Annotated in this window: 20 protein-coding genes; 4 read left to right on the top strand and 16 right to left on the bottom strand. The window is 38.8% G+C overall.

The annotated features are described in order from the left end of the window. Positions 1-55: 55 nt before the first annotated feature. The 10 genes from RL70_RS09695 to RL70_RS09645 form a co-directional block, all read right to left on the bottom strand. Positions 56-742 (bottom strand): copper homeostasis protein CutC, encoded by a 687-nt coding sequence (locus tag RL70_RS09695; protein WP_039043212.1) that lies wholly within the window; start codon positions 740-742, stop codon positions 56-58. A gap of 133 nt (positions 743-875) precedes the next feature. Further along, on the bottom strand, positions 876-1,256 hold the full coding sequence (locus tag RL70_RS09690) for a hypothetical protein (protein WP_039043211.1): 381 nt from the start codon (positions 1,254-1,256) through the stop codon (positions 876-878). 100 nt (positions 1,257-1,356) lie between these two features. Then, positions 1,357-1,806: an SgcJ/EcaC family oxidoreductase gene (locus RL70_RS09685; RefSeq protein WP_039043210.1), complete on the bottom strand. Its 450-nt coding sequence runs from the start codon at positions 1,804-1,806 to the stop codon at positions 1,357-1,359. 654 nt (positions 1,807-2,460) lie between these two features. After that, a complete protein-coding gene (locus RL70_RS09675; protein ID WP_039043208.1) occupies positions 2,461-2,946 on the bottom strand; it encodes a GNAT family N-acetyltransferase in 486 nt (161 codons plus the stop codon). Between the two features lie 63 nt (positions 2,947-3,009). Then, positions 3,010-3,246: a hypothetical protein gene (locus tag RL70_RS09670; protein ID WP_039043207.1), complete on the bottom strand. Its 237-nt coding sequence runs from the start codon at positions 3,244-3,246 to the stop codon at positions 3,010-3,012. Between the two features lie 57 nt (positions 3,247-3,303). Beyond that, the gene (locus RL70_RS09665; protein WP_039043206.1) at positions 3,304-3,585 is read right to left on the bottom strand and encodes a hypothetical protein; all 282 of its coding nucleotides are present in this window, start codon (positions 3,583-3,585) and stop codon (positions 3,304-3,306) included. 99 nt (positions 3,586-3,684) lie between these two features. After that, positions 3,685-4,023: a hypothetical protein gene (locus tag RL70_RS09660; protein WP_039043205.1), complete on the bottom strand. Its 339-nt coding sequence runs from the start codon at positions 4,021-4,023 to the stop codon at positions 3,685-3,687. 20 nt (positions 4,024-4,043) lie between these two features. Beyond that, entirely contained in the window at positions 4,044-4,559 is a 516-nt protein-coding gene (locus RL70_RS09655; RefSeq protein WP_039043204.1) for a hypothetical protein, read from the bottom strand. Between the two features lie 36 nt (positions 4,560-4,595). Further along, positions 4,596-4,907, bottom strand: coding sequence for a hypothetical protein (locus RL70_RS09650; RefSeq protein ID WP_039043203.1), 312 nt, complete (start codon positions 4,905-4,907; stop codon positions 4,596-4,598). A 92-nt stretch (positions 4,908-4,999) separates the two neighbouring features. Further along, complete coding sequence (locus RL70_RS09645) at positions 5,000-6,178, bottom strand: MalY/PatB family protein (protein ID WP_039043202.1); 1,179 nt, start codon at positions 6,176-6,178, stop codon at positions 5,000-5,002. 215 nt (positions 6,179-6,393) lie between these two features. Between RL70_RS09645 and RL70_RS09640 the strand changes: the two genes are divergently transcribed. Beyond that, positions 6,394-8,415, top strand: a complete 2,022-nt coding sequence (locus RL70_RS09640) for a penicillin-binding transpeptidase domain-containing protein (protein ID WP_039043201.1) — start codon at positions 6,394-6,396, stop codon at positions 8,413-8,415. Positions 8,416-8,687: 272 nt separating this feature from the next. Here RL70_RS09640 and RL70_RS09635 read toward each other — a convergent pair whose 3' ends face one another. Then, entirely contained in the window at positions 8,688-9,215 is a 528-nt protein-coding gene (locus tag RL70_RS09635) for a DUF6241 domain-containing protein (protein WP_052245891.1), read from the bottom strand. Positions 9,216-9,237: 22 nt separating this feature from the next. Continuing rightward, positions 9,238-9,435: a PspC domain-containing protein gene (locus RL70_RS17555; RefSeq protein ID WP_082003379.1), complete on the bottom strand. Its 198-nt coding sequence runs from the start codon at positions 9,433-9,435 to the stop codon at positions 9,238-9,240. A gap of 443 nt (positions 9,436-9,878) precedes the next feature. Between RL70_RS17555 and RL70_RS09625 the strand changes: the two genes are divergently transcribed. Together RL70_RS09625 and RL70_RS09620 are read left to right on the top strand one after the other, a co-directional pair. Continuing rightward, the gene (locus tag RL70_RS09625; RefSeq protein ID WP_039043199.1) at positions 9,879-10,103 is read left to right on the top strand and encodes a hypothetical protein; all 225 of its coding nucleotides are present in this window, start codon (positions 9,879-9,881) and stop codon (positions 10,101-10,103) included. A gap of 90 nt (positions 10,104-10,193) precedes the next feature. Further along, the gene (locus RL70_RS09620; protein ID WP_039043198.1) at positions 10,194-11,390 is read left to right on the top strand and encodes an iron-containing alcohol dehydrogenase; all 1,197 of its coding nucleotides are present in this window, start codon (positions 10,194-10,196) and stop codon (positions 11,388-11,390) included. A 237-nt stretch (positions 11,391-11,627) separates the two neighbouring features. On the opposite strand, the gene RL70_RS09615 is transcribed toward RL70_RS09620, so the two are convergent. From RL70_RS09615 to RL70_RS09605, 3 genes are all read right to left on the bottom strand, one after another. Then, positions 11,628-12,104 (bottom strand): peptide-methionine (S)-S-oxide reductase, encoded by a 477-nt coding sequence (locus tag RL70_RS09615; RefSeq protein WP_039043197.1) that lies wholly within the window; start codon positions 12,102-12,104, stop codon positions 11,628-11,630. Between the two features lie 198 nt (positions 12,105-12,302). After that, positions 12,303-14,111: a M3 family oligoendopeptidase gene (locus tag RL70_RS09610; protein WP_039043196.1), complete on the bottom strand. Its 1,809-nt coding sequence runs from the start codon at positions 14,109-14,111 to the stop codon at positions 12,303-12,305. A 306-nt stretch (positions 14,112-14,417) separates the two neighbouring features. Next, on the bottom strand, positions 14,418-17,567 hold the full coding sequence (locus tag RL70_RS09605; protein ID WP_039043195.1) for an efflux RND transporter permease subunit: 3,150 nt from the start codon (positions 17,565-17,567) through the stop codon (positions 14,418-14,420). 276 nt (positions 17,568-17,843) lie between these two features. On the opposite strand from RL70_RS09605, the gene RL70_RS09600 reads away from it, so the two are divergent. Beyond that, entirely contained in the window at positions 17,844-18,728 is an 885-nt protein-coding gene (locus RL70_RS09600) for a TetR/AcrR family transcriptional regulator (RefSeq protein WP_039043194.1), read from the top strand. 251 nt (positions 18,729-18,979) lie between these two features. Here the strand turns inward: RL70_RS09600 and RL70_RS09595 are convergent, their stop codons facing one another. Then, complete coding sequence (locus RL70_RS09595; protein WP_039043193.1) at positions 18,980-19,495, bottom strand: DnaD domain protein; 516 nt, start codon at positions 19,493-19,495, stop codon at positions 18,980-18,982. Positions 19,496-19,618 lie beyond the last annotated feature (123 nt).

Below are 19,618 nucleotides of genomic sequence, written 5' to 3'. Positions count from 1 at the left end.
TCTTTTGGGACAGTCTTTTTAGTTTTGAGGTGGTGTTTATCCAAGAGAAGATAGTTTATTGACTAATGATCGATTTGATGTTTGTTATCACTTCTTGGTTGATGGGATACTGAAAACTTTGGTGTTCTCTGACTGCGGATCCAAAATGGACTTCTGTAATCCCTGTTGCTTCAATAAATCCAGCTAATCCTTCAGGTGTCATACCGTTCCCCGCTAAAATCGTTACTGAGGTATTTTTGGTCTTCTCCACCAATTGCCTGATTTTCTCTACCGATTGAGGAGCAGGTGCTTGGCCGCCTGATGTTAGAATTCGTTGAATTTGAGGGAAGTCACCTATCATATCAACCGCTTTAAGCTGATCTTCAATTTCATCGAACGCTCTATGAAATGTGACATTCAAGTTACCAGCAGCAACTAAAAAACGCTTCAAATTAACGGTATCGACCCGTTGTGTTTCATCCAATATACCGATGACAATCCCTGCAGCTTTTGTCTGTTGAATGTGCCGAATATCCGCAAGCATCACTTGGATATCTTCCTCCGAATAGTTAAACGTTCTACTATGAGGACGGACAATGACGTGGACTGGAATCGAAACTCCCTCAACAACCGCTTCAATCAACCCTAAACTTGGTGTCAATCCACCTTCAGTTAGTGCTGAACATAATTCCAATCGGTCTGCTCCTGCACGTTCAGCTAAAAGAGCATCTTGTAGGCTTGTTGCGATAATTTCTAGTTTCATAGTCGAATACCTCCTTGCAAAGTCAAAAAGTAACCGCCCATTTCCCGAAATAAAGGAACAGAATGAGGGTTACTCGTTTGGTTAACAGTATACGCTAAACTACAAAGTGTTCAAATTATATAGAGATCGGGATTCAAGGAGTAGGTTGAGCAGCTTTCATTTTCTTATATTCACAGTATAACTCAAACACGCTAATCGCCAGAACGATCCATAGAGCAGGACTGGATAAGGACAGACCAACTTGTGAATTGCCTCCTAAAAGGCTGAACACAATGATTAGCCCCATTAGAAAAAACACAGTTGTAACACCCCAAAGGAAATGGGATCTTAATGTATCATTCTTTAGAAGCGGTGTTGTATTGAAGCCAAGAAACAAAATTAGCAGTAAGAATACAATGACTACTGGTTTAGGAATATATATCAAATCGTTTAACTTAGGAAAGAAATCATATGCCATTAACATGGTAATGGCAATTATAATAAGTCCAATCGGAATCCAATTCTTATTAATCATATAACACTCCCCCATTATTGGTTATCTACCTTGGTTGCTATCAATAGGTGAAATTATAATTAATAATTGCGCTAGTCTTCGCAGTGAAATCTAAGTTTAATTACTTGAGGAGCTGCTGTAATTCATCCGTCATCTCTTCAACTAACTCAGGTCTACCATGGAACTGAGCAGGGGTATTTTGAAAAAGCTCAACTCGCCAATCATCATCCGTTTTAACAGCAACTAGAGTTTGAAGGGCATTTAGCTTAGGCTCAATATCCGTCTTTCCTGGTGGAATCATACCCGCAATAGCGTGTAAAATTGCGACGTCAGTTCCTAATAACCTAATATCTTTAACCTTAGTTATAAAAGGTGCAGTAGGATGATTTTTAAATATAGGCTCCAGATGCGATAATATTTCTTTTTGTCCAATGACTTTACTACCATCAAATCCAATTTGAACGCCTTGCTCTGCAAATTGATCAGCCATTACTTGTGCATCACGATTATTCCAAGCAGCTATTAGTTTTTGATAAAGATTTTCGATTTCATTTCGGAACGAATTGTTCATGGTCGCTGCCCCCCTAAAAATATGATGTTTCCACTCTCGATAATTTCTTAAATTCTCACAGAAATTGATATTTTCGCTTTTAAACTGCTAACCTTTTCTATGAAGAAAATTCCATACTAGTTCTCATTGGATTAGTCCACCAAATTGTTATTAAACAAAAGCATGATATTATGACTGTTTTATTTTTTACATTCCAAAGAATAGTTGCTTGTTACGTTATTGTGAATTTCTAATTTAACTTCACCATTCTTCTCATAACATTGTGCGGTAAAAATATTGATTTCTTTTGTATTGAAATAGCTAGATGAAATGATTAGAAAGAATATTACAAGTAAAGATATTGTCAGTACCCACAAGACACTTAAGAAGTTTTTGTTTCTTAAAACACTCACCCTTATACCCCCTCACTAACACTTTACTTAATTGTTACTTCCCTATTTTTTGTATGTTCTTTTCTTCTCAACAACTATCCAGCTAGAATACACTATCCAAAAAATAATCGGAGCGACAAAAACATATGTAAGATGCTGCTTTGGAAGCGTGAAGAGCAAAATGAGTCCAAAAATCACAAACGGAGGTAGAAGGATGAAATATTTCTTTTGTTACATGAAGCCGTCTACCTCCTGTCTAATTCCTCAAGCATATCTCCCCCATTTACAGGGTCAAAACCATTCGAACAGATTGCATCATATGTCCATCGAAGTCTTCTTCAAACTGTTCAATCATCTTGAATCCTTTTGCATCGTAGAAAGACTTTCCGATTAAGTTATCTTTTTCAACAGTTATGTAAATCTTTTCAACATTTTTAAGTTGGACGATCCCTTCTTGTAACAAAGCCGTTCCAATCCCACTTCCTTGATACTCTGGATGAAGATAAATCGCAGCTAATTCGGATTCACCATCATCATTCACTGGAGAAAAATTTGCAAAGCCTACAAGGATTCCATCCTGTTCTCCAATAAGCATCAACGAGTGGTCTAAGCGACGCGCCATCATCTCATCACTATAGGCGCTGGATAAAAATCGTTCTTGAACATCATATGGAATGATACCTTCGTAGGTTGCATTCCAGCTAATTTTCGCGACCTCTTGTATTAGTTGAGCGTCTTCTGCCTTCATATTCCGGATCGTACTCTTCATGTAAACCACCCCTATTTTAAAAGTACTTCCATCAGTTGCAACTACCAACATGATAGTAGAGATTTATTCCAAACGTTCACGACGTTCGCTTAAATACTGTTCATAAGCTTTTTGTACTTTATCTTTTTTCGGAGAGGATGCATGGATTGTTTTATGGATGTCAATTAGCATGTACAACCCCCAGAATAGACATCCTACAACGATTCCAAACGCGAGAACTCCCCCAAACACCGGACCGGCGAAAATCAGTAAAGTCGCTCCTAAAATTGTTGCTACTACAATAAAACCAAATAACGCCATTATTATTCTCCTTAAATTTCAAATTTCCGCACTTCTTTAAGAGCATACAATTCACATTTAAATAAGCACGTACAGAACTAACATGAATATCCAAATAAGAGCATAACCAATTTCAAGTAGTACTACTTTTTTGTCCGCTTTATTGATAAGACTTACAACTATATCAACTAGCGACAGAACTGCTACGAATAGAAAAACCCACATTACGTAGTACAAATCGAGATGATTGAAAATCGCCATGAACAAAAAGAATGTCATTCCGATTACCATGAACACCCTGATAAACTTCAGGATTTTGGAGTCAGGCTTATGATCCACCTTTTGAAAAAACGTATTCATTATTCTCCACCTTCATTCGATTGAATTAGCCTAAGTCTATTTCTTGTATGCTTATGTTTTTTATTTTTTCGAATTGCAGTAGCACATCTCTCTGTCATATTAATTGAGAGGACCATAGATTTCTATGAATTCTCCAGTATATGCATTTAAAACAACAGTAGCTTGCTGTGCTTCGTATTCCATTGTGATTTCCCATTTTCGCTTGTTCATAAGTTCACTCCAGAAACCTCGACGCTTCACTAACTCAACACGATTCACTTTCCAAGGAACAACTTGACCTTTTATTTTTGGAAATGATGCTTGCCATTCCTTCGGTGGAGTGACTAGATGTTTTTTCGCTAGGTAGATTGCCTCGTTTGTTTCAAGAATAGGAGATTGGTACGTATATGCGATTCCAAATAAAGCGATGACACATATTGCTAACAAGATTCTTTTCATATAAGAGCTCCTTAAGTTGATTACCTCAGAGGAAACCAAAATCCCAAAACATTGACTGCTTTGATGGATTTATCGTTCAGCTCGATTTCACCTTTAGAAAAAACAGAGTACCAGTTATATGAGTAGCCTTGTATGGAGTACTGTTTCGTTTGTAATTCCATAGTATCCTCACTAACTATTTTCACCACTTCCACACATTCAGTCCCTAAACATTCAATTCCATATGTAGCTTTTAGATAGTCATCAAATTCGTCTGATGAAAAAGGGACACGATAGAGACTAACTACAATTCCTGCTACTAAAATTAGAACGACCTTTTTCAAAGTAGGTAACTTTGCATTTAAAACAAGACCAACTGTACAAATTAGCGTTACCCACAGCGCTGACTGTTCTTGAAAAATTTTGAAGAAGAAAAAGGAACTGATAAGAATAAATAATAAATATCTAGTTAAGAAATCCGTCTTCATTTTTTTAACAATCACAAAATAGGCTATCACGAGCACAACAATGAAGAATGTAAATTGAAGAATGATCAAATATCCCACACCCTTTAAAAGCTTGCCGATTCTGATTCAATTAAATACAATTGGGAAGAATGAAATACTCCCTAAAACAATTAACCAACCGAATGCTGTTAAGAGAACTAATCTTTTTTTCATCAGATTTTCAGCAACCTGATCAAGATTCTTTGTATATTTTCGTATTCCTAGCCCTATCCCCCAAGCACCAACACCAAGAAAACATATGCTTAGAACGAACAACGTGTTCGGAAGCGAGCCCCCTATACTACTCGATATCAAACCGCTCAGGCCAATATACAAAAGTGAAATCACAGCAACCGTATAGCATAACAGGATCCATCTCGTCGTTACATTTCTAGCCATCTCTTCACTCCTAACAAAAAAGAACCTCTTTAGACAATTCTATCCAAAGAGGTTCTGTATAGCAATTCAATTTTTTAACTATTCTTATCAATTCATACGGACAAGGATCTCACTGCATCTTTGATCTGTTTCGAAGCTTTTTCGACGATAGAACGAGAGCATGCGAGGTTCATACGTACAAACCCTTCCCCTCCAGGACCGAATGCTTTTCCCTGGTTCAACGCCACGTGAGCTTTCGATAGGAAGAATGTTTCCAACTCTTCAGGAGTCATTCCAAGCTCTGTACAGTCAATCCATGCTAGGTACGTTGCTTCTAACGGAAGAACTTTCAATGCAGGAATGTTGTCTGCAAAATAATCTGTTACAAATTTCAAGTTCCCTTCAACGTATTCCAACACGTCTTCAAGCCATGGACCGCCATGTGTATATGCAGCTTCTGTTGCGACAGGTCCAAACGAGTTTGGCATGCCGATAGAATTCCGCTCGGTTTCCGTTGTGAATTTCTCACGTAGTCCTTCATTTGGAATAATGATATTGGATGTTTGTAATCCTGCTAGGTTAAAGGTTTTACTTGGTGCCGTGCACGTAATACTGTTTTGTGCGAATTGCTCTGAAAGCGAGGCAAACGGGATGTGACTTCCTTTTTTAAACACTAGATCCGAATGGATTTCATCCGAAATGACTAAAATCCCATGTTCCATACAGATATCCCCGAGATGTTGCAAGTCTTCTTTATTCCAAACGAAGCCACCTGGGTTATGCGGATTACATAGCATTAATAGTTTCACTGACTCATCGATTTTCGAAATGAGATCCTCGAAATCCATTTCATAGGATCCATTGTTATTGACGAGTGGGTTATATACGACTTCGCGATCATTCGTTTCTGTCACCTTCATGAAAGGATAGTAGACAGGTGGTTGCACAATAATTTTATCACCCGGTTTGGTAAAGGCTTGCACCGCTAAGCTCAATGCAGTAACGACACCTGGACTGTGGCAAATCCATTCTTTTTCAATTGTCCAGCTATGGCGAGTTTTCATCCAATCAATGATTGACTGGTAATAGCTCTCCTCCCTTATTGTATAGCCGAAAATTCCATGAGATGCCTTATCTGCGACAGCTTTTGACACTTCGTCTGGTACCTTGAAATCCATGTCAGCTACCCAAAGGGGCAATAAGTCTTTTTCACCGAACAATGCTTCTGCCCCATCCCATTTAACGCTCGATGATTTCATGCGATCAACAACTGTATCAAAATTGTATTTCATGTGTCATTCTCCCTTCTATTCATTGCGATTCCGATTCTATTTACCTTATCATCGTATCTTTAACTAGACGAAGTGTACAAAAATCAGCTTAGGTACCTCTCCTATAGATATAACATTTCAATTTGTTATTTAATTTTTGGGTAAGTTCTAGTACGATGGATATAATGAGTGAATAGACAAACCGACTAATGCAGATAGATTGAGGAGGTCATTTTTTGAAAAAAATATTGTGTGCCATTTCGATACTATTCGTTTCAATCCTCCTGACAGGATGCAAAGAGAAAGAAACGCCTGGTGATCGAATGCAGGCTTACGTCAGTAATTGGAATGAAAGTAAATTCTCCGAGATGTACAATGAGTTTTTAAATACGGATACGAAAAAAATGTTCGAAGCTGATGAATTTGTGGATCGACAAAAGAAATTGGCAGAGGATTTAGGGATCAAAAACCTGAAAATCACGTACAAAAAACCTAAGGAAGAGAAGGAATGGGACGAGGAAAAGCCAGCTGCCTTCCCAATTCAAATATCAATGGATACCATAGCCGGTCCTATTGAATTCGAAAAGGAATTGACGTGGCACTACGAAACTCATGATGATACAGAAAACTGGTATGCAGGGTGGGATCCGTCTTTCATTCTTCCGAAATTAACGGAAAAAGATAAGATTCAAATCTCAACGATGCCAGCAAAACGCGGAAAAATATTTGACCGGAATGGAAATCCTCTTGCCGTGAATGGGACTGGCTATGAAGCAGGAATCGTTCCAGGTAAGTTTACAGATGAAACAAAAAAAAGCGAGCTGGCTAAACTTCTGAATACAACTGTCGAGTTTATCGATAAGCAGGTCAACCAAAGTTGGGTACAACCCGACTATTTTGTACCGATTGCTCCTGTTTCCAAAAACAATCAAGCATTGTTGGATAAACTTATTACCATCCCTGGGGTCACCTATCAAGAGACAGAAATGCGAGAATATCCGTATGGTGAATCTGCTGCCCATTTAACAGGATATATCGGGAAAATCACCGCTGAATTATTGGAAAAGCACAAAGATGAAGGCTATAAAGAAACGGATTTAATCGGTAGACAAGGTCTTGAACGTATTTTGGAAGATCGGTTGAGAGGAAAAGACGGCGTCGGGATTTATATTAAAGGTCCCGAGTCAGGCGCAACCTTGCAAAAAATAGTAGAGACTGAAGCTGAAAATGGAGAGAATATTTCATTGACGATTGACGCAGAGTTACAGAAAAAGGTTTTCACGTCCATGAAAGGTGAACCAGGCGCAAGTGCTGCGGTGGATCCACAGACAGGCGAAACACTAGCACTCGTCAGCTCCCCTAGTTTCGAACCTACAGAATTCATGTTGGGAATTAGCGGAGAGCGCTATAAAAAACTATCTGAAGACCCACTGAAACCTCTGTTTAACCGGTTTGCAGCGGCTTACGCACCTGGTTCGTCCTTAAAACCCATTACTGCGGCAATTGGCATGGAAAAAGGAACATTGAAACCAGAAAAGGGACTATCGATCACGGGGAAAACGTGGCAAAAGGATTCTTCTTGGGGAGCTTATCGGGTTTCACGACTACATCCGGAAGCACCGAATCCTCTGAACTTAAAAAATGCGCTCATCTATTCTGATAACATTTACTTTGCGCAACAGGCGCTAGCAATTGGCAAGGAAGATTTCATATCTGGTTTAACAAAATTCGGATTTGGTGAAGAGATTCCATTCATGCTCAACATCTCCCCTTCTCAGATTTCGAATGATGGAACGATTGCTTCAGAAGGTCAACTTGCTGATACCTCTTTCGGCCAAGGTCAAATGTTAGCGAATATTTTACATCTTGCAACGATATATGAACCGATTTTAACGAATGGCATTATGTATAAGCCGACGTTATTGTTAGATGATAAAACCCAGCAGGTGTGGAAAGACGGAATTCTAAACAAGGAAACCGCAGATGAGCTGAAACGAGATCTTCGAAGTGTTGTAGTGGATGGCTTTGCCCAAGCAGTCAATATTCCGGACATCCCGATTTCAGGGAAAACAGGGACTGCAGAGTTGAAGACTTCTACAGAGGGCCGAGGACAAGAAAACGGCTTCTTTATAAGTTACAATACAAACAATCCAGCATTTATCCTTGCGATGATGATTGAAAATGTAGAAGATAACGGTGGAAGTGGATATGTCGCTGAGTTTGCTTCAGAAGTGTATAAGGCGAACAACAAAAAATAAGTCAACATTAAAGCAGGGCTGTACTGAAAGGTCATTAACATGACGTATCGGAACAGCCCCGCTTTTATTTTTTAACGAATAAGGAGCCATTGATCGATTTTTCGGCTTCCAAATGATACATACAAAAGTCAAAACGAAAATAATGATAGCAATAAATGTTGAATCCAAAAACAAGTTTTCCTCCCCTTAATCCATACTACTATATAAGAATATTCTTATATGCGAAATATATAATTCACTTTCCTCCCCTGGAGTATGATTTCTAATCAGGCCTAATTATCTTCTTCAGCTTTAGTTAATTGTTCGTCAATGAAATCTTCTTCTTGCTGTTCCGTTAGAATCCCTGTCGCTCTACCTACAGTCCCTCCCTGGAGTTGCCAAATCGCATTGTGATCCTGATCGACTTTAGAAAAATCACCGCTTGCCCATCGCTGTAATATTTCCAGATACAGCGGTCCATTCTTTTCAAAACGCTCGTCTTTAGCATTTACCACATCCAACAGTCGACTGACACGTTCAGGCGTCATCAATATAGACGTCCATTTATCTTCAGCTTTCACCTTTTGATGAGACATCGCATGTATCACGACTTGAATATCGTATTCACTCATATTCATCGGAAATTCTTTCTCTACAGGTTGCTTATTCTTTCCATCAATTTGAAGAATCGATGGCTCCGACATCTTTTTCGAATGAGAATTTGTTTGATCACCAGGAAAAACCTTATTGCTATTAAGAGCTAACCCCAGACTTACAACAATCACAATGACGCCAATTGTGATGAATCCAATTTTCTTCAACCAATCACCCCTCATCCAAAATCTAATACCTAGATGATATCCTCCGTGGACTGTCAGGCAGCATGTTAGCCAGTAAAATATATACAATTAATGATGCAGGCGTCATAATAAAAATTAGTCTTACGAGAAATGAAGAAATGCCAAAGAATTCTGCGATGCCGCCACAAACACCATGCAGTGAAGAATCAGTTGATGACTTCGTTAGTCGTCTTGTATTCACTTCCGCACCTCCTGCTTATTTTATCTTCAGTATATTCCTTCCATCTATTTTACATAAAATTCTTAATATAATCGAGTAGAATTATCCTGCACACCAAAACCCATCAAACCGTTTAAATAAATCTTACAAGAAAAGAGGCCGTCACATGAAAAAAGTTCAAAAACAGATAGTTATCGGTTCTATATGCTTCACAGGAATCGTTATTGCAAATAGTATCCAAGCAATTTTTTCTCCATACGCTTTTGTAAGGTTTTTAAATATATTCGTCATTATTTTGATATCAGGAGCTCTAGGAGCTTTCATTCGAGAATTCTACATACAAAAGAACATATAGTTTGGGAATAAATAGATTTTTTAAATTGTTATTACTGTTAAATTTCAGTATACTACACATACACGTTCGTTGGATTTGACAAATTCACCTTTCACGAGGAGGTATATATATGAAAAATGGTAAAGAACATGGGCTGTTCTATTGGAGTCTGTCGTATCACAAAAAGTTTGTTCGAACAGTTTGGATGATACCAATTGCCCTAATCCTAATTATTGTCCTTCTCAATTCACCGGGGTTTTCACTACTCTTTAAAACAGCTGCAATTTGGGTGTTAACTGCTACATTAGTTCTCCAGCTCGTATACAACTACTTTAGATGGAAACAGGAAACGTGATTTTACCAAAGCTGTTACTACAACAGCTTTGGTTGTTTTTATGTAGGAACATGCTTCATAAAAAAACAGTCGATGGAAAGGAGTTCTCTCGTGTACTCTCTTTACTGCAGAACCTATCAATTCGCCTACAAAACAGTGGCACAATTTCTTCCTTGGCGGCACCCTCTTTTGTTAGAAGGCAAAAACAGCTTGGCAGAATTACCAAGCTTATTACAACGTCAATCAATTGGAAATGTGCTCATAGTTACAGACGCAGGCATTTCACAGCTCGGACTAATGGACCCTCTATTAGAAGGATTCACTATGTTTGGGATTCAATACGTCGTATATGATAAAACCGTTCCGAATCCAACGATTGACAACATTGAAGATGCTCTAACACTATATAAGTCTTCCGGGTGTGAAGGGATTATTGCGTTTGGTGGAGGTTCTCCAATGGATTGTGCAAAAGGAGTTGCTGCCCGAGTAGCTCAACCAGGGAAAACACTCGCACAATTGAAAGGTCAACTGAAAATACGTAAAGCAATTCCTCCACTGGTTGCAATCCCAACGACTGCAGGAACTGGAAGTGAAACGACAATTGTCTCAGTTGTCTCTAACAGCGAAACTCATGAAAAGTATGCTATTAACGATCCTGTTCTAACCCCGCACTTTGCGGTTATGGACCCACTGTTAACTGTGAATCTCCCGAAACATATTACGTCCACAACCGGAATGGACGCACTCACCCATGCAGTTGAAGCATATATCGGCAGGAGCAATACACCGCAAACGAAGCAGTGGAGTCGAGAAGCAACGCAGTTAATTTTCGAGAATCTTTATGAAGCTTATCAAAATGGAAAGAATATCAAAGCCCGCGCCAATATGCAGCGCGCTTCCTTTCTAGCAGGAAGAGCTTTTACTCGTGCGTACGTTGGCTATATCCATGCCATTGCACACACTCTCGGGGGATTCTATAATGTTCCCCACGGGCTCGCAAATGCAGTCATTATGCCGCATGTACTCGAGTATTACGGTAAAGCTGTACACAAACCGCTTGCAGAGCTGGCAGATATAGCGGGTATCACCGATTCAAGCGATTCTGAAGAAGTTAAATGTAAGAAATTCATTGAAGCTCTTAGACAAATGAATAAAAAGATGGACATTCCTGAAACAATAAGCGGGATTGAAACAACAGACATTCCATTAATGGTGGATCGTGCATATAAAGAAGCGAATCCCCTTTACCCAGTCCCTCGGATTTTGAACAAGAAAGATTTAGAGACACTGTATATATTGATAAAATAATAACTCTTTTTATACGATAAAAGCTGCTCAATTGTACAACTTTCAATACATAAATACGAATGTACCAAACAAAATAACATTGATTCCGAGAGATAAAAAGGCCTAATTCCTCCGTATCTCGAAAGAGGAATTAGGCTTGTGATTTTGATTTTAACCAATCACATTTGATTGTGAAACATTTAAACTTATGTATAAATGACAGTACAACCATTCCATACTGGCAGCCACTTTTACCTTTCAGGTCCGCCTGTACTTGCTTAATAGTTCTTGCGAAATATGACAATAATCATTTGGACATCTATCTAACCTGTCTTGATGTTCTTCTGCACTTTTTACATAGTTTGTAAGAGGCAAAACTTCAACAACTATACGATCAAAATCACTTCTTCCCCTAAGAAATGCTTTCGCTTCTTCAAGGTGTTCAGAGACCTCACTATATACGCCTGTTCTGTACTTCTCACCAACGTCCTCACCCTGCTTATTCAAACTGTATGGATCAATAATTTCAAATAGATAGCCCATTAACTCTTTGATTGTTACAACTGTCGGGTCAAATTCTGTTTTCACACATTCAGCGTACCCGTCATAATCACCCACAAGTGTATGACTGTTTCCATTGGCTCTTCCTGCTTCTGTAAACTCAACACCCGGTAACGTTTTTATAAAAGCTTGTACTCCCCACAAACATCCACCTGCAATATAGACTACTCCCAAATTGACACTCTCCTTTGTTTAAAAAACTCCAAAATTCATCCAAATAAAAGATTAAGTACTGTAATTCCTAAGTCAACTATACATTATAATCTCGACAAACTTTCTTATGCTACTTCAATCTCCTAATGTATCTTATCTATCCTAATTAAAAGGTACTTACCTCACTTCACAAAAATGAGATAAGCACCTTTTTAATTTTTACTTCTGAAGTTTATTTGTCAATTCAACAAATTCTTCTACATCTCTTCCAACGAGCTCAATCCCCGCTGCCCAGAAATCTTCCTTAGTTACATCTACACCTAGATGTTTCTTTGCTAAATCTTCAACTTTCATTGATCCTGTATCTCTAAGTAAGGCAATATACTTCTCTTCAAATCCTTCCGGGTGTTTCAAGTATTCCGCGTAAATACCAAGGCTGAATAAATAACCAAATGTATACGGGAAATTATAGAACGGTACACTATCAATAAAGAAGTGTAACTTGGCTGCCCAGAAGTGCGGATGATAAGAGGATAAAGTATCTCCAAATGCTTCTTTCTGTGCTTCTACCATTAATTCATTCAAGCGTTTTTCTGATACGATTCCTTTTGCACGTTCCGCGTAAAAGTTATCCTCAAATAAGAAGCGCGCACGAATATTTAAAAACATTGCTGTTGCACCTTCTAATTTATTCGCCAGAAGAGATACTTTTTCTTCATCAGTCGTAGCATTTTTTACAGTTGCATCCGCAATAATAGTTTCAGCAAATGTACTAGCGGTTTCAGCGACGTTCATGGCATATCCTTGATTTAGTTCCGGCAAATCTTTCATGACGTGACTGTGGAAAGCATGTCCTAATTCATGTGCTAATGTACTCGTATCACTCGGTGAACCTGTAAATGTCATGAAAATACGGGACTCTTCAAATTCAGGTAAGCTCGTGCAATACCCTCCAGGGCGTTTATTCGAACGATCTTCCGCTTCAACCCAACGGTTTTCAAGCGCATGTTTTGTAAAGTCTGTCAGTTTTGGTCCAAATGAAGTAAAATGCTCAATTATAAAATCACATGCCTCATCATAGGTGAAACGCGTTGGTTTTGTTTCGCCCATTGCAACGGGTGCATCCACGTCTTGCCAGCCCAACTTATCCATGCCTAACAAATTCGCCTTTTGTGCTAAGTAATCAAGAAACGTTTGTTTCTGCGCGTCAACAGCTGACCACATAGCTCTAAGCGTTTCTTCCGTCATCCGGTTATATTCAAGTGGTTCTTCTAAATGGCCCTTTCGTCCATGAGCATCTTGCAATGTTAATCGATAGCCTGCTAAATGGTTGAGGATGTCTGCAAAAACAAGTCCATTTTTAGACCAGACTTTCTCCCAGTCTTCAAAAAGCTCAGCCCGCACATCTGAATCAGGATCAGCATACATTTTGTTCATCGCTTGCCCAATAGATAAGTCAGTTGTTTTGCCGTCTTTATCTGTAAAGGGAACAGTCATAATGGAGCCTACTGTATTATACAAATCGCTCCAAGCTGCGATACCGTCTTTATTTAATTTAGCAATCAGTTTCTCTTCATCTTCAGACAAAAGGCGTTTGCCTTGTTCACGAATCTCATCTAATGAGAAACTAATTTCTTTTAAGACATCATCTTTCAGGAGTTTACTCCATTGATCATCTGAGATTGCTACTAGTTTTTTAGTGAAGATCGTTGATAGTTGCTGAATTTCGCTGTAAAGTTCCATCACTTGACCCTTAACAACACTTGCATGTTCATCGTCCATAAAGGCGTCATGCCACATATTAATAAATGTACCAACTTGGCCCAAGCCTTTGCCGATTACCTCTTGTTGTTTCAATATATTTTGCAAAGTAGAAGCATCGTTACCTGGATCGCTATTCCATGCTTTCAACTGATCTGCATAACGTACAATATCTTCTTTAACAGATTCAAGTTTAGTTTGCACGTCTTCCGAATTGGTTCCGCCTTTAAATATACTCTCTAAATCCCAAGTGCCATTATATTTCAATTGAATTCACTCCCCTTATACATCTATTCTAAACGTTATCAATGAATTTAGAAAGATTTGTTAACCGATTCAATTCCAAATACAAAACGAGCATTGACAATCATATGGGTATCACTTCTTTTTTTGAACCTCTCGTCCTATTTATCTTCTTCATCACTCGATTCCGTTATGTACGCTAACTTCCACATTCAGTATCAGTAATGAAGAAATATTAAACTAAAACACAAAACAGGTAACTCGCCTCAATGGGCAAGATACCTGTTTGCAGATAGAGATTGATGTAACCAACGTATTTAAATCCAAAAGTTATCTTTTCACTTTTCTCTTACGCTTTTTCATGAACGTCTCATAAACAATTGGAACGATTACAAGTGTTAGTAGCGTAGAACTGATCAGACCACCGATAACTGTCACACCGAGACCTTTAGATATCAGTCCTCCACCGCCACCTTCTACACCCAGTGCCAATGGTATGAGCGCACCGATAGTAGCAAGAGCTGTCATTAAGATTGGACGGAGACGAGTAGATCCCGCTTCCAAAAGGGCTTCTCTTGTAGAGAGTCCTTCCTTCTCTTGATGAATCACGCGGTCAATCAAAACAATCGCGTTCGTTACAACAATACCAATCAGCATCAATGCACCAATCATCGATGAAACATTTATTGGCTCCCCAGCAATCCAAAGCGCGACTAAACTACCGATGATTGTAAATGGTAGTGAGAACAAAATAGCGAGTGGTGCTAGTGCCCCACCGAATGTCACTACAAGTACAAAGTAGACGATAGCTACTGCAGCTAGCATAGCGATTCCTAATTGTGAGAACGATTCATTGATTTGCTCTGTGACACCACCGAAGTCCACCTTCACTCCGCTCGGTAAATCCAGATCACTGATTTTCTTTTCTACTGAACTTGAAATCGCTGCAACATCTTTACTCATCACATCTGCAGTAAGTGAAGCATACATTTTGCCATCTCTTCGCTGGATTGTATCTGGCGTTTTGCCTTCTTCAACATCCATCACATCTCCCAATTTGACCGGGATGCCTAACGGTGATTGAATGACTTTGTTCTTCAACTCGTCGATATTCTTATATTCGTCTTCCTTGACTTCGATATACACATTTAACTCTTTTCCATCTTGTTTTACCGTAGTGAGCGCAGGTGCTTCACCAGGAGGCATGAGATTCATACCCACTTGTGCCGCCGTCAACCCTAGGCTACTCAATTTTTTCTGATTTGCGACCAGTGTGTACTGATCATATGCTTCTGAAAGGCTGGACTCGACTTTCTCCAAATTCTTGTTGTCTTCTAGAATAGGTAAGATCTGATCCGTTGCTTTCTCGATATCTTTCTTATTATCCCCATAGACATATAATTGTAAGCCACTACCACCCATGCCTCCAAAGTCCATACTCTTCCATTCACCTTGGGCTGAATTTTCATTAAGCTTATCAATGACTTTCGATGTTTCTTCTCCGAAGTTTTTAAAATCTTCATCGTACTCAATGAAGAATAGCGCAGAATTACTTCCACCCATTCCCATCATGGCATCCATCGGGCTACCGCCACCGAGTGAATACTGGTAAGTCGTAACACCTTCATGATTATTTAAATATTTCTCTGCATCCATTGCGATTACTTCTACATCTTCTCTTGTTTGGCCAGCTTCCGGACTAAAAGTAGCCACGATCATTTTTTCTTCTTCATCAGGCAAGAAGCTGACGCCTATCAATGGAACTAAGAAGAAACTTAACACGAGAATCACTACAGATCCTCCGAAGGTAATCAGTTTATGATTCAGTGTCCATTCCAAAATACGGCTATATGACTTGGCTAACTTTCCTGGCTTTTCTTCTTTTGCTTTATTTTCTTTAGTTCCAACAAGACTCAGTTGTTTTTTATACAATGAATGAGCAAGCATTGGAACAATAGTCACAGCCACAATCAAAGAAGCTGCGAGTGCAAATGCAATTGCTAGAGCAAATGGTAAGAACATCTCCCCGACAATTCCACCAACTAATCCAATTGGCAAGAACACAGCAATCGTTACGATCGTAGATGAGAAGATGGGGATAAACATCTGACGTGTCGCTTCACGTATTAACTCTTTTCCACGTAATTGTTCACCCGGTAAAGCCATACGTCGATAGATATTCTCCATAACGACGATCGAATCATCGATTACACGCCCAATCGCAACCGTCAAGGCACCTAGTGTTAAAAGGTTTAACGTGATATCCATTTGATGCAAGAGGAAGATTGCCATTAGTAAAGACAATGGAATCGAAACGATTGAAATGAGCGTCGTTTTGATACTTCTCAAGAACAATAAGATGATCAATACGGCAAATACGATCCCAAACAACGCTTTACTAAGCATAGTACTGACCGCTTCCTCAATCGGTTCCCCTTGATCCAACGTAGTAATGACTTTTAGATCCAAGTCTTTTTCAATAGTAGAAATTTCATCTTTTACATTATTTACAACTTCAACAGTATTGCCGTCAGCTGCTTTTACAATTTGAATACCGATGGAGTCTTCTCCATTCGTTCTTGAAATCGATTCAGCCTCACTCACGACTTTGATTTCAGCTAAATCTCCTAACGTGACAGAAGGAATTTCCATTGGTGTTTGTGCCTGTGAATTTCCTTGCTGTGTTTGTGTACCTGGGTTCCCTTGTTGCGCTTGATCCATCTGACCTGCTTGGGCAGGTATGGAAGGAATCTCCAATTTTTTCAAATCGTCTACACTGGCAATATTTCCATCAATGACTAGGTTTTTCACCTTGCCATCAAAATTTGTTAAGCCTAACGGGAATGTAATATCCGATCCCTGAATAATCTGCTGGATCGTATCCTGTGACAATCCGTATTTCTTTAACTGATCTTCGTCAAATTCTATTGTTACTTTTTTCAATTGTTGTCCAGTAATTTGAACATCTGCCACGCCCTCAATACCGTCTAGAACAGGCAGCACATCATTTTCTACTACAGTGGTCATCTCTTGCGCAGTTCGTTTGTTATCACTAACACTTAATGTCATGACTGGGAGCGCATCGAAACTTAAACGTGATACTTGTGGCTCCTTTACACCCTCAGGTAACGAAAGTTTCGACAAGGCTTCTTTTATTTCCTCGGTTGCCTTATCCATATCAGTTTTGAACCCAAATTGAACTTGAATAGATGATGCGTTAGCTAAAGAAGAAGAGCTAACCAGTTCGACACCATCCAAGTTTTGAATCCGTTGTTCAATTGGAACAGTAACTTTTTCAGCTACGTCATCCGGAGCCGCTCCTGGATAGGTAGTCAAAACCGTTACGTTCGGTAAAGTTATCGTAGGCATTGTTTCTTGTTTCATATTGAAACCAGAGTACAATCCAGCAACAACAACCATAATAGTTAGTATCCACACTGCGAATTTGTTGTTGAGTGCGAAATTAGTGATTTTCTTCAAGTGATACACTCCCCGTATTTGATAGTTCTCTCTATCATTGACCATGTAGTCACGATGTTTCACACTATAAATGACCAGTCAGTCAAATGCAAGAATAATAGCATCCTATTATCAACCTTAAGTAACTGTGAAATCATTTAAATTCACTTCATATGACTCATCCGTCATGCGAAACGACCATTCTAAATCCAGACCACCCTCTTGTTGACAAAATGTGACTGCTTGGTAAACTGAATGGTAATACATAAAAATTTGCACGATGAAAAGGTGAGACTAATGAAGGTACGAAAACAAAAAGAAATCATTGAGTCGGCCATCAAGCTATTTGCAGAAAACGGCTTCACGAACACATCCATCCAAGAAATTGTAAACGACTGCGGAATCTCTAAAGGAGCATTTTATAATTACTTCACATCTAAAGAGGCGTTACACATTGCCATCTTCGAATATTACTTCGAACAGATGAGAACACGTACACACGAAATTGATGCTGAACAGTTACCTCCCCGTGAAAAACTCGCAAAACTGTTAAGCGTACCGTTCGAACAACTTACCAAACAAAAAGACTTTTTCATGGTATATATGCGGGAACAAAGTTTTACAATCAACAAAGAACTTCGTGAAGTTATGGGGAAAACTCAATTTGAAATGTTGACTTGGTACGAAAAGAATTTGAAGGAAGTATATGGAGATAAAATAAATGGCTACACAGGCGATATTATTATGCTGATTGAAGGAATTAGAAGCAGTTACTTAGCATCCATTCTTATTCAAGATTCCCAGATCGATGCGACGCTTGTTCCAACTTTCATCATGAACCGTATTGAAGATATGGTGGCCTCTTTTGAAAAAGGAGAGGAACCAATCATGAAAAACAACTTGCTGGATCTTTTCACAAATAATTCATGCGAATCGTTAAATCATATTGAAAAAGCCTCTGCTTTACTGGCGGATATGCAAGAACAACTTGAGATTATGAATTTTAGTGATGATCAAAGGAATGGTCTCGCTGGAGTGATAGCGTTTCTAATCAGTGAACTTCAGAAACCTTCTATCGAGAAATATGTATTCCAAGGAATGTTGGCCAATTTAAAAACAGTTAAAGAGTTTGATATCTATAGAGAAAAGATTGCAAACCTATTAGGAATCGAGCTTTTATGATTCACCCTAAAAGAGGTTCTGCCATTTCCTATTAAGCTAATATGAAAAATTATTGAGCCATTTATGTTCTATGGATATCTAAAACAAATAAAGCCTTTGACTCCCACTTTGGGATCAAAGGCTTTTAACTATTTTTATGTCGACTTGTCCTAATTGACTACTCACTTACTTTGAATGTATGCAAAACACGAGCAGATATCGAGTATTAACTACATACCAAAGATCCCTCAAAAAAATGTTTAAACTAATAGTTAATGTTTCTTTACTAAGCTAGCTTGAGGAGAATTCTGTTCAATCTCGATATATTCCTTATATGCTTGATTCACTAGAGATTGGAAGCCATCGTCAACATTGGTTTGGCCATAATGTTGTAGGATCTCTGTGAATTTTTTGTAAGTTTCATCAGAAGTGAAAAGTCTCAGATCCTTCCCACCTTGTTCTCTCAAATTCTCCTCCTCCCACTTTTTCTTAATAGCATGCTGTGCCTTGAAAAACTCCAAAGCCTGCTGTGCGGTTTTTATATTGTTCAGTTCCAGGTGGCTTGCCATACTGAGGACACGCGTTTGATGAATTTTTCCATTATCACTCAAAATGACGTACTGCAACAATACATTAATGACCGGCTTTGTGAGTCCGTGCAACGTTTCTAAACGATTGATCAACTTCACATCTGCGGGATAAGGTGAATGTCCTCCAATTTCTTCTAACATCTCAATTGGTTCAGTTCTTTCAAAGTAGTCAATCAGTGTTCCTTCTTGTTCATTCACCCGGCATCTCTCCTCTTATTTAGATTTTTAAATTCCGATCTCTTTGAGGTAATTACTGGCCCGTCAATCCATTATATTCACTTGTGGTGTTCGATTATTTAAGTTAAAGAGTTAAAAGTTCGA

It is taken from the genome of Sporosarcina sp. ZBG7A (assembly GCF_000813425.1).
In the GTDB taxonomy this organism is placed as follows: Bacteria; Bacillota; Bacilli; order Bacillales_A; family Planococcaceae; genus Sporosarcina.
The sequence above is the reverse complement of the archived record's forward strand: the minus strand, read 5'-3'. Positions and strand labels throughout refer to the sequence as shown.

What these genes read in the sequence shown, in the direction of transcription:
- RL70_RS09690 (WP_039043211.1), bottom strand. Translation starts at nt 1,256, where the DNA reads ATGATTAATAAGAATTGGATTCCGATTGGACTTATTATAATTGCCATT.
- RL70_RS09650 (WP_039043203.1), bottom strand. Translation starts at nt 4,907, where the DNA reads ATGGCTAGAAATGTAACGACGAGATGGATCCTGTTATGCTATACGGTT.
- RL70_RS09685 (WP_039043210.1), bottom strand. Translation starts at nt 1,806, where the DNA reads ATGAACAATTCGTTCCGAAATGAAATCGAAAATCTTTATCAAAAACTA.
- RL70_RS09695 (WP_039043212.1), bottom strand. Translation starts at nt 742, where the DNA reads ATGAAACTAGAAATTATCGCAACAAGCCTACAAGATGCTCTTTTAGCT.
- RL70_RS09670 (WP_039043207.1), bottom strand. Translation starts at nt 3,246, where the DNA reads ATGGCGTTATTTGGTTTTATTGTAGTAGCAACAATTTTAGGAGCGACT.
- RL70_RS09665 (WP_039043206.1), bottom strand. Translation starts at nt 3,585, where the DNA reads ATGAATACGTTTTTTCAAAAGGTGGATCATAAGCCTGACTCCAAAATC.
- RL70_RS09660 (WP_039043205.1), bottom strand. Translation starts at nt 4,023, where the DNA reads ATGAAAAGAATCTTGTTAGCAATATGTGTCATCGCTTTATTTGGAATC.
- RL70_RS09675 (WP_039043208.1), bottom strand. Translation starts at nt 2,946, where the DNA reads ATGAAGAGTACGATCCGGAATATGAAGGCAGAAGACGCTCAACTAATA.
- RL70_RS09645 (WP_039043202.1), bottom strand. Translation starts at nt 6,178, where the DNA reads ATGAAATACAATTTTGATACAGTTGTTGATCGCATGAAATCATCGAGC.
- RL70_RS09600 (WP_039043194.1), top strand. Translation starts at nt 17,844, where the DNA reads ATGAAGGTACGAAAACAAAAAGAAATCATTGAGTCGGCCATCAAGCTA.
- RL70_RS09625 (WP_039043199.1), top strand. Translation starts at nt 9,879, where the DNA reads ATGAAAAATGGTAAAGAACATGGGCTGTTCTATTGGAGTCTGTCGTAT.